At 48.2% G+C, this 11723-nt stretch carries 14 protein-coding genes; 4 read left to right on the top strand and 10 right to left on the bottom strand.

Features of this window, described 5'->3' with window-relative positions; all coding sequences use genetic code 11:
* Window positions 1-3 precede the first annotated feature (3 nt).
* Window positions 4-1029, bottom strand: coding sequence for a LacI family DNA-binding transcriptional regulator (locus KJS52_RS11035; protein WP_213514934.1), 1026 nt, complete (start codon window positions 1027-1029; stop codon window positions 4-6).
* Window positions 1030-1267: 238 nt separating this feature from the next.
* Here KJS52_RS11035 and KJS52_RS11030 point away from each other — a divergent pair, with 238 nt between their 5' ends.
* Entirely contained in the window at window positions 1268-2317 is a 1050-nt protein-coding gene (locus KJS52_RS11030; RefSeq protein ID WP_213514932.1) for a 2,3-butanediol dehydrogenase, read from the top strand.
* Window positions 2318-2394: 77 nt separating this feature from the next.
* On the opposite strand, the gene KJS52_RS11025 is transcribed toward KJS52_RS11030, so the two are convergent.
* From KJS52_RS11025 to KJS52_RS11005, 5 genes are all read right to left on the bottom strand, one after another.
* Window positions 2395-2880 carry a hypothetical protein gene (locus tag KJS52_RS11025; RefSeq protein ID WP_213514930.1) on the bottom strand — a complete coding sequence of 162 codons (486 nt, stop codon included), beginning with the start codon at window positions 2878-2880 and terminating at the stop codon, window positions 2395-2397.
* Window positions 2881-3084, bottom strand: a complete 204-nt coding sequence (locus tag KJS52_RS11020; RefSeq protein WP_213514928.1) for a helix-turn-helix transcriptional regulator — start codon at window positions 3082-3084, stop codon at window positions 2881-2883. It lies immediately after the preceding gene.
* 81 nt (window positions 3085-3165) lie between these two features.
* Window positions 3166-4188 (bottom strand): ABC transporter substrate-binding protein, encoded by a 1023-nt coding sequence (locus KJS52_RS11015; RefSeq protein ID WP_306433577.1) that lies wholly within the window; start codon window positions 4186-4188, stop codon window positions 3166-3168.
* Window positions 4189-4252: 64 nt separating this feature from the next.
* Window positions 4253-4996 carry an ABC transporter permease gene (locus KJS52_RS11010; protein ID WP_213514924.1) on the bottom strand — a complete coding sequence of 248 codons (744 nt, stop codon included), beginning with the start codon at window positions 4994-4996 and terminating at the stop codon, window positions 4253-4255.
* The gene (locus tag KJS52_RS11005; protein WP_213514922.1) at window positions 4974-5822 is read right to left on the bottom strand and encodes an ABC transporter ATP-binding protein; all 849 of its coding nucleotides are present in this window, start codon (window positions 5820-5822) and stop codon (window positions 4974-4976) included. Before KJS52_RS11005 ends, KJS52_RS11010 begins: the two co-directional genes overlap by 23 nt.
* A gap of 161 nt (window positions 5823-5983) precedes the next feature.
* Here KJS52_RS11005 and KJS52_RS11000 point away from each other — a divergent pair, with 161 nt between their 5' ends.
* Window positions 5984-6634 carry a Crp/Fnr family transcriptional regulator gene (locus KJS52_RS11000; protein ID WP_213514920.1) on the top strand — a complete coding sequence of 217 codons (651 nt, stop codon included), beginning with the start codon at window positions 5984-5986 and terminating at the stop codon, window positions 6632-6634.
* Between the two features lies 1 nt (window position 6635).
* On the top strand, window positions 6636-7553 hold the full coding sequence (locus KJS52_RS10995) for an MBL fold metallo-hydrolase (protein WP_213514918.1): 918 nt from the start codon (window positions 6636-6638) through the stop codon (window positions 7551-7553).
* A gap of 147 nt (window positions 7554-7700) precedes the next feature.
* On the opposite strand, the gene KJS52_RS10990 is transcribed toward KJS52_RS10995, so the two are convergent.
* Window positions 7701-8471, bottom strand: coding sequence for a collagen-like protein (locus KJS52_RS10990; protein WP_246563416.1), 771 nt, complete (start codon window positions 8469-8471; stop codon window positions 7701-7703).
* Between the two features lie 97 nt (window positions 8472-8568).
* The gene (locus tag KJS52_RS10985) at window positions 8569-9492 is read right to left on the bottom strand and encodes a LysR family transcriptional regulator (protein WP_213514916.1); all 924 of its coding nucleotides are present in this window, start codon (window positions 9490-9492) and stop codon (window positions 8569-8571) included.
* A 157-nt stretch (window positions 9493-9649) separates the two neighbouring features.
* Here KJS52_RS10985 and KJS52_RS10980 point away from each other — a divergent pair, with 157 nt between their 5' ends.
* A complete protein-coding gene (locus tag KJS52_RS10980) occupies window positions 9650-10324 on the top strand; it encodes a DJ-1/PfpI family protein (RefSeq protein ID WP_213514914.1) in 675 nt (224 codons plus the stop codon).
* Between the two features lie 64 nt (window positions 10325-10388).
* Here KJS52_RS10980 and KJS52_RS10975 read toward each other — a convergent pair whose 3' ends face one another.
* Together KJS52_RS10975 and KJS52_RS10970 are read right to left on the bottom strand one after the other, a co-directional pair.
* Complete coding sequence (locus tag KJS52_RS10975; protein WP_213515171.1) at window positions 10389-10637, bottom strand: TM2 domain-containing protein; 249 nt, start codon at window positions 10635-10637, stop codon at window positions 10389-10391.
* 365 nt (window positions 10638-11002) lie between these two features.
* Window positions 11003-11716, bottom strand: coding sequence for an ATP-binding cassette domain-containing protein (locus KJS52_RS10970; protein WP_213514912.1), 714 nt, complete (start codon window positions 11714-11716; stop codon window positions 11003-11005).
* Window positions 11717-11723: the final 7 nt, after the last annotated feature.

The raw sequence follows: 11723 nt of genomic DNA, 5'->3' as shown, positions 1-11723 counted from the left end.
TCTTCACAGTCTTTGGGTCGTCTGCGTCACTTCTACGCTGGATTCCCTGACGATCAAACGCGGCTCAAATTGGACGCGCTCATACAGTCCTGTTTTCTGCTCCTGAATGCGCTGCAGCAAAAGCTCGGTCGCTACCTTTGCGACCTCGGTGCTCATAATCGAAACCGTGCTCAGCTTAGGCGAAATGACCGTCCCCCACCAAATGTTGTCGATGCCGACAATAGCGACATCCTTGGGAACTGCAACGCCAAGCTCCTTAAAGCGATTGATCAGGCCAATTGCTACCATATCATTGCCTGCATAAATTGCATCAGGCATTTGCGCAAGCCCGACAAAGTAATCGGCAGCTTTAATGCCGGTCTGCAAGGAGAAGTCCTCTCCAAAATAAACAAGCGAGCGATCAAAGCTGTCCAGCGCATCCTCATAAGCAAAAAAGCGCTCTTCAATAATTTCCTTAAATGCGCCGGCATAGCCGATTCTCGTTCGGCCAATGCTTTGCAAATGCTGCATGACCAGCTTGCCCTCCTGCGTGGACATGCTGACGATATCCGCCTTCACGTCGGCATCCATCTTCTTCCCATAGTTAATGACCGAAATCGGCAAATTGCTTTTATTAATTAAATCCTTCAACGTCTTCGGATAAGCGAGCGGCAAAATAATAAGCCCGTCAACATGCAGCTTCTTCACATCTCGCAGCAGCTCAAGCTCAGCTCTTGCATTGCCCAAGGTGTTGATTTGCACAACCCGATAGCCGTAATGCTTTGCTGCCTGCTCCACCGCATAAGCGACCTCGGGAACGAAGGCGTTGCGAACATCGGGAACAGCCAGTGCAATTTGACTCGTTTGCCGAACCTTCAAGCTTTTGGCGGACGAATTAGGCACGAAGCCAAGCTCCTCAACCGCTGCCAGCACCTTTGCTTTTGTTCGCGGACTGATTCCGCCTGTATTGTTAATCGCTCGCGATACTGTGGCGATGCCAACTCCTGCATGCTGAGCAACATCCTCAATCGTAATTTTTTGGTTTTTCAAGGCGTTCACCTCTTAGACTGAAATTGTTTCCTGTTTTAATCCTGCTTTTGCTTACTTGCCTCATCATATCATAAATATTGCAGACAAGTGAACATCGAGATTTTCCCTTTGCAAATTTGACAAATTGTAAAGAAAGTGACACAATTAATTATCGGAAACGTTTCCTAATTCATTTTATTTTTCCATGATATTTTATCGATATCATTACTCTGTTTTAAATGTTAAGGAGATGACAGTAGTGAAAGCATTGCGTTGGCATGGTCTGAAGGATTTAAGAGTGGAGCATATCGAGGAGCCGGCAGCTCTTCCCGGCAAAGTGAAAATCAAGGTTGAATGGTGCGGCATTTGCGGCAGCGACCTGCATGAGTATACAGCAGGTCCAATTTTCATTCCGCAAGCTGATACGCACCCGCTAACTGGAGAGAAAGCTCCTATCGTAATGGGACATGAATTTTCCGGACAAATTGTCGAGGTTGGCGAAGGCGTTGCGAATTTGAAGGCTGGCGATCGAGTCGTCGTTGAGCCTGTTTTTGCATGCGGAGAATGCGAGGTATGCAAGCAGGGCTATTACAATCTTTGCCCGAAAATGGGCTTTCTCGGTCTGGCTGGCGGCGGTGGCGGCTTCTCTGAATATGTTGCGGTCGAGCAGCATATGGTGCATAAAATTCCAGATAACGTATCGTATGAGCAAGGGGCGCTCGTTGAGCCGTCTGCCGTCGCGCTGCATGCGGTTCGTCAAAGCAAGCTGAAGGCTGGCGACAAAGCGGTCGTATTCGGTGCGGGTCCCATTGGTCTGCTCGTTATTGAAGCATTGAAGGCTTCTGGCGCCGCTGAAATTTATGCGGTGGAGCTTTCTCCTGAACGCAAGCAAAAGGCAGAGGAGCTTGGCGCAATTGTCATTGATCCTGCCCAATATGATGTAGTCAGTGAAATTCATAACCGTACTAACGGCGGTGCGGACGTTACCTATGAGGTGACAGGCGTCGGCCCAGTGCTGTCTCAGGCGCTTAATTCCACCAAGGTTGGAGGAGAGCTTATGATCGTCAGCATTTGGGAAAAGGAAGCTGCGATTATGCCGAACAACATTGTCATGATGGAGCGGACCGTTAAAGGCATTATTGGCTACCGCAACGTATTCCCTGCGGTCATCAGCTTAATGGAGAGAGGCTTCTTCTCTGCCGAGAAGCTTGTAACAAAACGCATATCGTTAGATGATGCGGTAGAGCAAGGCTTTGAAGCGCTGTTGAAAGAGAAAAACCAGGTTAAAATACTGGTTAAAGCTGAATAGGTCGTTAGCTAACCGAAAAATAGAGCAGCAGGAAGGTGAGTAACTCGCACTTTCCTGTTGCTCTTTTTCATCGGATTCTATGTCCCGTTTCCATTCGGATTGGCGCGCTTAGCCTTTCGGGCAACAATAACCATAATGATCGTATTCATTAAGATTGGCGGAATAGCAGCAAGTAAAAACTTCCAATTGTCCGTAAAGAGCGACACGCAAACAAAAAACAGCAGAAAGAATGCAAAGATTACGCTTGAGAGAACAATTGTATAATTCGGCACGTTTTGAATAAGTCGCGACGAATACAACAATCCGGCCACAGCCCAGCTGGACAAATGAACGAACAGCAGGATGGACAGCGCTGGTATTATGCTCAGCTCAACGCCAAGCAGCTCTAGCGTCATGAGCACATAAATAGCAGCCGCAGTAAAGTACCAGGAGGTAGAGCGAGCCTTCGTCCATATATAGTTGTTCATTTCATCCAGCCCACCTCTTTTGCGAGCGGCCTCTCTGCCAAAGAACCAGCCTAATATGCCAAGTGTCAAACCACCGAAAATACCCACATATTCCATCTATTTGTCCTCCTTTTCAAAAATAAATACGTCCTCAATGCTTCTGTGAAATGTTTTGGAAATTTTGTATGCCAGCTCAAGCGATGGGTTGTATCTCTCATTTTCAATCGCGATAATCGATTGGCGAGATACTCCGACCAGTTCTGCAAGCTGCTCCTGGGTCATATCGACCTGAGCACGCAGCTCGCGAATCCGATTATTCATAAGCATCCTCTCCATGTAAAGTTAACTTTACATTAAGTCTAAACGAAACCACTTTCCATGTCAAGTGCACTTTACATTAAATTATTGCTGCAACGCTTGCTCAAGATAGCTTAAATTGATAAGCCCTTCAATATTATCATTGGCGATATAGCCCGCTTCCTTGCTAATCGTCGTCATTTCCTTAAGAACCTGTTCATTGATGTCATATGTCGGAATGCTGCGCGCAAGCGCCAAGGTTACCTCCTCAGTTTCCAGCTGCTGGTTCGTAATCTCCTTAATATGGTCGATGAACAGCTGCACAGCTTCCTCCGGATGCTCGTTAATGAAGGCAATCGCCTTGATATGTGCCTGCACAATGCTTGTTGTCACATCGGGATTGGCTTCGGTAAACGACTTTGCCGCTACGAGCACAGTGTTGGTCGATTCATTGCCCCAGGCAAACTCATCCGAGTCTAGCAAAACCTTGGCATTCGCCTTATGCTGCAAATTAACGCCCCAAGGCTCCTGCGTTGCCGCTGCATCTACATCCTTGCGCAAAAATAACGCTGCGGTATCGGCAGGCGCTTGCTTGATCGTTTCTACTGTGCCGCCGTTTAGTTTAACAGATAATCCGGCCTCCTTCAGCTCCTTCATCAGCATAATATCCTGCGTGCCGCCTATTGCCGGAATCGCAATCTTTTTTCCATCGAGATCGGCCACGCTTTGAATATCCGAATCCTCCCTGACGACGAGCACAGCGCCAGCGTTAATCGCACCCGCAATAATTTGATGAGCCGGGTTTTTCACGTAATTGTTGATCACTGGCGTTGGCCCTACGGTGCCAAGATCGATCGTATCCGTCGACATGCCCTCCATAAACGCTGCGCCATCTGCAAAGGTTTTAGTCACAATTTGAATATCGCTGCCCACTGCTTCTTCAAAGTAATCGTTTTCCAGCGCGATAATCGTCGCGATATGCGTCATATTAGGAAAATAACCGATGCGCACCTCTTTAGCTGCATTAAGGCTGTCCGGCTGTACATCGCCGTCCTTCGTCCCGCAGCCCGCAGCAAGCATCGCCAGCAATAGTATAAGGATAAAGCCCCCTGATTTTAACTGTTTCATCATAACGTCACCCATTTCACATTTATTCGTCCATAACGCAAGCTTATTTGCCCTGCTTCTGCTTTTAGGCTGTATTCGACTGCAAGCCCCAGCGTTTCAACACCGCTTTCTCCAGCTGCAAAAACACAACATGATCAATCAAGGTGCCTATTATACCGATAATGATCATAATGCTGAACACGAGATCCATCGCCTGAATCGACCTTCCCATATCAAGCAGCGTGCCGAGGCCACCGCCTCCTCCCAGCAGCTCGCCTGCCAGCACAGCTCTCCAGGCTAAAGCCCATGCCAGGCGCAAGCCGGATATGATGTGCGGCACCGAGGAAGGAAAAATAATGGTGCGGAACAGCTGGAAGCCGCTCGCGCCCATCGTTCTCGCCGCTCTAATTTGAATAGGCGGCACACTCTTGAAGCCGGAGCTCGAGGTAATCGTAATGCTTAATGCCGCACCGAGCACAACGATAAATAGTACAGAGGAGAACCCTAAGCCAAACCAAAGAATCGCTAGCGGCAGCCAAACTATATTCGGCACAGATTGCAGCGCCGTTACGACAAACCCGAGCGTATCCTCTATCCATTTGCTGCTGTAAATGAGAAAGCCGAGCACAAGCCCGACGACGACCGATATCACAAAGCCGAGCAGCAGGCTTTGCAGCGATACGAGCGTGGCATTGATCAATTGGCCTGACATTAAGCCGTTAACAAAGGTTTTCATAATCGTTACGCCGCCAGGCTCGACAGGAACAATGAACGGCGGCCACAAAAATGCCGGAAACAGCCCAAGCTTAGATATAGCCTCCCATATCATAACGAGAATCAGAATGAATGTTATTCTTCTTAAGACTGTAATCAATGCCGAATTCCTCCCTTAGCACCTTTTCCATTTCATCCTCCAGCTCCACCAATATTTTTTGCTCCAAATGAACCAGCACGCTGTCGGAAGGATTGCGCGGTCGCGCCGCCTGTACATCATATTGCTTCTTTATGCCGCCTGGCCGTGTTTTCATCAGCACGATCCGATCGGAAAGCATAAGCGCTTCGCGAATATTGTGCGTTACAAAAATGATCGTTTTCCCGGTTTCTCGCCATAGCGATTCCAGCTCCTGATGCAACACCATGCGCGTTTGTTCATCCAATGCCGCAAACGGCTCGTCCATCAGCAAAATTTCCGGCTCCATCACCAAGGCTCTGGCAATTGCCACACGCTGCTTCATGCCTCCCGACAGCTCGTAGGGATATGCGTCCAAATATTTGCCCAAGTGAACCTTCTTCAACCACGCTATCGCTTTCTCGCGCGCTTCCTTCCGCTTCATTTTTTTCAGGCGCAAGCCGTACATCACATTGTCCAACACATTCATCCAAGGGAAAAGCCCTGCCTCCTGAAATACGACAATCCGATCATTCCCCGGACCGCTTATGCTTCTTCCATTTACATGTATTTGGCCAGAGCTTGGGCTTTCCAGTCCGGCAATAATATTTAGAATCGTCGATTTGCCGCACCCGGACGGTCCTAGCAGCGATACAAATTCACCTTCGCGAATCGTCAGCTCAACCTGCTCAAGCACATGCAGCGGTTCGTTCCGTTTCGAAATAAATGTTTTATGAATATTTTCCAGTACGATTTGATCTGCCATCATCTTCACCCCCGTTGCCAAATCTGATAAATCCTATAAAATTAATAAGATATAAAATGATTGTATACGAACCGAATCGCCGCTTCTGTCACATAGGTGACATTTTGTTGCGAGTTCTCTTGGTAATATAAAGCTTGCGAGCATTCGGAGCGTAGATGATCATGAACGGAGGCGTCGACATGGATCATTTGCGGCAGTTTTTCAAAATGTATGGAGAAAAAAGGCTACTTGCAAAAAATGATTATCTTTTTCGGATCAATGAAAAAACGAATCGCATTTATTTTCTGGAAAGCGGATGGGTTAAGGTTTCCCACGATGGCTGGGATGGTCAAAGCATCACCTTGTTTTTAAGAAAATATGGAGAAATTTTTGGCGCTGCGGAAATTTTGGCGAAGACTGAGATGCGCGAGCGTTATGCGCAATGCTTAACAAGCTGCACCGTTTATTCGATGCCTGCCGTTGAATGGTTCAATTATGCCAATCAGCAGCCTGAGCTTTGGCAGCTAATGGCTGGGATGATGGCCGCTCGCTTGCTGGATACGCAAAGCTTTGTCGAGGTGCTTACATGCAGACCCGTTCCTTGGCGGCTTGCCTGGATGCTGATGAAATACGCAGAAAAGGAAAACGGCGTCTACTCTACAACGCTGCCGCTTACCCATGAAGAAATATCATTTATGATCGGATGCAGCAGGCAAAAAATTACCGAATTTTTAAGCCGCTGGCGCAAAAAAGGAGTTATCGACTACGAACGAGAGAAAATCGTCATCTTGCAGCCGCAAAGCATTTTCTCAGAAGCGTTATGGAGGGATTAAAATGTATATTCAACCGCAAGCTCATCTATTGCCTGAATACCACGACCAGCTTAAGGTTGTGCTGCTTGGAACAGGGTCGCCGAGAGCGTTTTACGGGCGAGCCAAGCCGAGCGTCGCTGTACTGGCAGGAAGCAAGGCTTTTCTGGTAGACTGCGGCGGAGCAGTCGTTGACCAGTTGATTAAAGCAGGCATTATGCCGCAACGAATTAGCGATGTTTTCTTTACCCATCATCATTATGACCATAACTCCGGCTTTTTCGATCTGTTTATTACGAGCTGGCGAACTCATATCATCCCTGGGCGTGTGTTTGAAGGAAGAACGGGGCCGATGAACGTATACGGGCCAGAGACGACCAAGGCTATCATTCAAAAAATGAGAGAGTCGTTTGAGTTTGATGTAAAGCTGCGAGTTAACTTCAATCTATCCTCCTCTAAAGGGCAGGATATTCAGTATGTAGAATGCAACGAGGGCATTGTATATGAAGAAGGCGGCGTGAAAATTACGGCGTTTGAGGTTGACCATCGGCCTGTTTATCCAGCGGTCGCGTACAAATTTGAATATAAAGACAAATCAATCGTCATTTCAGGCGATACCGTTCCAGTGGAAAATATGGTCAAGTATAGCCGAAATGTGAATCTGCTCGTACATGAAGCCTACAACAAGGAATGGCTGGAGCTGCTAATCGCGGAGCACCCAGCCTATAAGCTGGCGCTTGCCAATCCAGCAAAATATCATACGACGACGCTGCAGGCTGCCGAAATCGCCCGCGAAGCGAACGTTAAGCATTTGGTGTTGACGCATCATATCCCCGCTCCGATCCCGGAGGAAGCAGCGGAAAACGAATATACGCGGGGAATGCGGGACATCTATGAAGGAAAAATTACAGTTGGACGGGATTTAATGGCGTTCGAGCTGTAGCAGCTTTTATGAGCAATGGCGCAATGCTCGTGTCAGCCAAAGGCACTGAAGCAATCGGAGCGAACTAATAAGCTGCCGATTGCTTCAGTAATGATCTGGCCTCTACTCTTTAGCGTTTAGAGAGCAGCAGGGCTTCTTCTGTCTATACTAGCCTACTTTCTCAATAACAATAGACGCGCTGATTACAGCAGGACCTGATCCACCAACTTGATTTTGAAGTATAACAGTCCCCGTCGTGTCGATACGATTCAATGTCAATACGCCGGCTGAGGTAAACTGGAAAATAACTTGGCCTTGGTACGGCTGGTTACCCGATCCAGAGCCGTAATTGCTGGCAGGGACCATAGCTATTGGAGCACCGCCAACAGGATCAAAAAATAGAGCAAACGCTGTATTGCCCTCCACAGGGAATACTTCCCAGCTAATGTTATAAAAGCCAGGTTCATTAATGTTAATGCTGGATGGAGTAGTAAATGTGACCGCTGTACCGTTAATAACAGAATAATTGAAGGTAACAGCTCCACCCGGTACTCCAAGCGCTGTTGCAGGTGCTACCGTTTGTTCCTCCGTGCTCGCAACATAGGCTACAGACTCAGGACCTGCTGGACCTGTCGGACCTGATGGTCCTGTTGGACCTGTCGGACCTGTGGCTCCTGCACCAGGTCCCGTCGGGCCTATTGCACCTGTCGCACCTGTCGGACCTGTCGGACCTGTCGGACCTGTCGGGCCAGTAACTCCAAATCCTGGTATACCCATTGGACCTGTCGGACCGGTCGGACCTGTCGGACCGGTCGGGCCTGTCGGACCGGTCGGGCCTGTTGGACCTCGTTTACCATGATGGTGAATACCGCTAATAGAAACCTCTTTATCATCGGCTAATTTTGGAGTTTTGATTAACTCATCGTTGAACTTGTTCATATTAAAAAACACCTCCTCGTTTGATAATTCATTATATGAGGTGCAGAAAAAAATACTTGTGCGAAAAACTAGATAATGAGAATTTAATATTTTTAGTTTATGACCTATTTATTTTCAACCTACTGGTAGATTCATTGAAATAATCGAGCAATTCTTGACGGAACACCTTGGCTGGTGTGTTCAGCACCCGATCACGATGCTGCAAAAGGCCATGAGTCAGCCTCAGTGGCTGAGTCATAGGCAGCGCAACAACCGTTCCTTCCGCAAGCTCACGCTCCAGTGCGATCTCTGGCACATAAGCGATCCCCATTCCATTCTTTATAAGCTGGCGGATTAACTCTGTGCTGGGAAATTCCGCTTGACGAATCTCGGCTGGCATCCCCATTTCAGTCAAAATCTTGTAGCCGTCGGTCTGGTACAAGCAGCGCGGGCCGAAGCCTATCACCTGTACGCCTTGCAGCTGTTCCCAGCCTTGCATCGCGATAGTTCGAGCCAGCTCGGCCGACGAGATAAGCACCATCTTCTCCTCTATAAGCGGTTCAAAGAGCAGCTCTTCTCGCATTGGATTTTTCGGCACGATGCCGAAGTCGATGGAATGAGACAGCACCTGCTCCACAATATCGCCTTGAAATCCTGTCTCAAGATGGAGCGATACCTCTGGATATTGAGCGAGGAATGGTCTGAACAGCCCTGTCAATCGTGTCACATAGAACGACTCCAGCGCTCGAATCCAGACCGCTCCGCGCGGCTGCTCCAGACTATTGAGCGCTTCCTGCAACGATTGTCCCAGCTGTGCAAATTGACGAGCATAGCGAGCCAGCTTTTCACCCGCCTCGGTTGGCTTAACCCCTCTGGGCAAGCGATGAAACAGCTTCTGCCCGCAGCTTTGCTCAAGCAGCTGAATATGAGCAGTCACAGTAGACTGCACGTAGCCAAGCTTGGCAGCCGCCCCGCTAATTGTTCCCTCCTTCCAAACCGCCAGAAAGGTTACTAGAAAACGCCCATCCAATCGTTCCAGCATAGTGTCCCTCCTCCTCTTGAATCCATCGAATTATCCGATGGATAGTATCGAACTATTTCGTTATTCAAATGATTTCAATCATGATAGCATGGAGTTCAACCACTGTAAATGGTTAATGCGGCTGGTATTCATGTAAAGAAACAGGAGGGTAAATAAAATGATAAAATCAGGCTTTAGATTAGGTATTTATGTGTTTAAGGATGCAGAAATTGTCGATTATGCAGCTCCCTATGGCGTATTTTCCGTAGCTCGCCGACTTGACCCTGAGCTGGAGGCATTTCTTGTCGCAGATGCGCTGCGTCCTGTTCAAACTCAGGCTGGCTTGACCGTCATGCCGAATTACAGCTTTCAGGATGAGCCGCATATGGATGCTTTTCTAATTCCCGGCGGATTCGGAACTCGTCAGGAAATGCATAACGCCAGACTGCATCGCTTTATTGACTCACTGCCCGAGGCTTGCCTGCTAACAAGCGTATGCACGGGCTCTTGGGTTTACGGGAAAATGAGGCTGCTTGATGGAATAGCCGCGACCAATCGTAAAGAGCCCGATCGGCTCGAGGCTTCACAGGCAGGAAAGGTGCCAATTGAGCGGCTGGCTGAAATTGCACCAGCCTGTAAAATCAGCTATGCAAGAGTAGTCGACAGCGGACGAATCATTACTGCAGGCGGGATCTCGTCAGGCATGGAGCTCGCCTTCCACCTGCTGCGGCGCGCAGGCTACGACGAGACGTTCATTGCAGATACAGCGCGCGTGATGGAGTATCACAAAGCCTATGAGCTATACCGCTCTGATCTTGAGCGCGATGTTTCCAACGAAATTGAGCAACGCTAAATAAGTATAAATAAAAGCAGGAAGCGTTGGGAGCTTCCCGACACTTCCTGCTTGAGTGGCAGCATTATCTGCTGTACTTCATATGAAAACGTTCTTCATCCGTGGCAAGGTATACAATACCTTCAATAAAGCCGACGATCGCCGGAATATAGGTCCAGCAAAACAGCAGATATACAATCCCCCAACCGATGCGGCCCAAATAAAATTTATGAATGCCGAATCCTCCTAGAAAAATGCCGAGCAGCCCTGCAGCGATTTTGTTTTTCGGATTGCGATAGACAGGCTGATAATAGGGCTGACCATATTGATGCATTCCCGGTTGTCCGTACGGCTGTTGGTAGTGCTGTGATTGGGCGTGCCCATATGGCTGATGATGCTGCTGGAAATGCGGCGGCTGGCCCTGAGCTTGGTTAAACGGCGCTGCTTGCTGATTCCCGTATAAATGATTAGGAGGTGGCGGCGGCGGTGGTGCCTGAAAGTTCGACTGAGCAGCAAAGCTTGAGCCGCAATAGCCGCATTCTGCAGCACGATAGTCAACTGCTCCTCCGCAGGTCGGGCAATTTTTAGTAGCCATAATAAATGTCTCCTTTAAGCTCTTTCCAACTATTGTAGTATACTCCGCTAGATTCAGGCAATTGATTCTCCATCATTTCAACAAATCTCTTCATTTCTTTCTCATTATAGCTGAAGCTTACCAGGCTTATAGCCAGCCTTTTCCGCCATTAGCTCTGGCAAGCTTTGCCCAGCTTCACGCAGCTCGTCAATCATAACATCGGCTTTAATGCGGCCTTGATGCAAAATAATGGCGCGATCAATGACATTTTCAATTTCATCAATAATATGTGTCGTTAAAATGATCGCTTCATCCTCCTTCAAACTGGAAATCATCAGCGTTAAGAAATCACGGCGCGTAAACATATCCTTGCCATTGAACGGCTCATCCATCAACATATATTTCGCGCCCTTGGAGAAGCCCGCGCATATTTCCAGCTTCGCCTTCTGACCGGTGGACATTCTCTTTATACGGATATGAGGATCAAGCTCAAAAAATTGCAGCAGCCGCTCATAACGGCTACGATCAAAGCGCGGGAAGAAATCGTTAAGGAATTCCCCATACTGCACAGCCGTCATATTTGGAAAAAAGCTGCCTTCCTCTGTAATAAATGCGAGCTGCTCATATTGCTCCTGAACCGGCTTGCCATCTACTAAAATATAGCCGTATTGTACGTTGGCCTCGCCAAGCCCCATGATCGTTTTAAGCAGTGTCGTTTTTCCGCTTCCGTTTGCTCCCAAAATAGCCGTGACCTCTCCAGGACGTATCGTTAATTCTGGAACAAACAGCACATTGCGATTGCCTCGATACTGTTTTTCCACCAGATTCATTTCGATCATAGAACGC

This window comes from Paenibacillus montaniterrae, assembly GCF_018403185.1.
In the GTDB taxonomy this organism is placed as follows: Bacteria; Bacillota; Bacilli; order Paenibacillales; family Paenibacillaceae; genus Pristimantibacillus; species Pristimantibacillus montaniterrae.
The sequence above is the reverse complement of the archived record's forward strand: the minus strand, read 5'-3'. Positions and strand labels throughout refer to the sequence as shown.

Excerpts from the sequence above, each read along its gene's own strand:
- KJS52_RS10990 (WP_246563416.1), bottom strand. The coding sequence starts at position 8,471 with ATGAACAAGTTCAACGATGAGTTAATCAAAACTCCAAAATTAGCCGAT.
- KJS52_RS10975 (WP_213515171.1), bottom strand. The coding sequence starts at position 10,637 with ATGCATCAATATGGTCAGCCCTATTATCAGCCTGTCTATCGCAATCCG.
- KJS52_RS10995 (WP_213514918.1), top strand. The coding sequence starts at position 6,636 with ATGTATATTCAACCGCAAGCTCATCTATTGCCTGAATACCACGACCAG.
- KJS52_RS11010 (WP_213514924.1), bottom strand. The coding sequence starts at position 4,996 with ATGATATGGGAGGCTATATCTAAGCTTGGGCTGTTTCCGGCATTTTTG.
- KJS52_RS11000 (WP_213514920.1), top strand. The coding sequence starts at position 5,984 with ATGAACGGAGGCGTCGACATGGATCATTTGCGGCAGTTTTTCAAAATG.
- KJS52_RS10970 (WP_213514912.1), bottom strand. The coding sequence starts at position 11,716 with ATGATCGAAATGAATCTGGTGGAAAAACAGTATCGAGGCAATCGCAAT.
- KJS52_RS11005 (WP_213514922.1), bottom strand. The coding sequence starts at position 5,822 with ATGGCAGATCAAATCGTACTGGAAAATATTCATAAAACATTTATTTCG.
- KJS52_RS11020 (WP_213514928.1), bottom strand. The coding sequence starts at position 3,084 with ATGAATAATCGGATTCGCGAGCTGCGTGCTCAGGTCGATATGACCCAG.
- KJS52_RS11025 (WP_213514930.1), bottom strand. The coding sequence starts at position 2,880 with ATGGAATATGTGGGTATTTTCGGTGGTTTGACACTTGGCATATTAGGC.
- KJS52_RS11015 (WP_306433577.1), bottom strand. The coding sequence starts at position 4,188 with ATGAAACAGTTAAAATCAGGGGGCTTTATCCTTATACTATTGCTGGCG.
- KJS52_RS10980 (WP_213514914.1), top strand. The coding sequence starts at position 9,650 with ATGATAAAATCAGGCTTTAGATTAGGTATTTATGTGTTTAAGGATGCA.
- KJS52_RS10985 (WP_213514916.1), bottom strand. The coding sequence starts at position 9,492 with ATGCTGGAACGATTGGATGGGCGTTTTCTAGTAACCTTTCTGGCGGTT.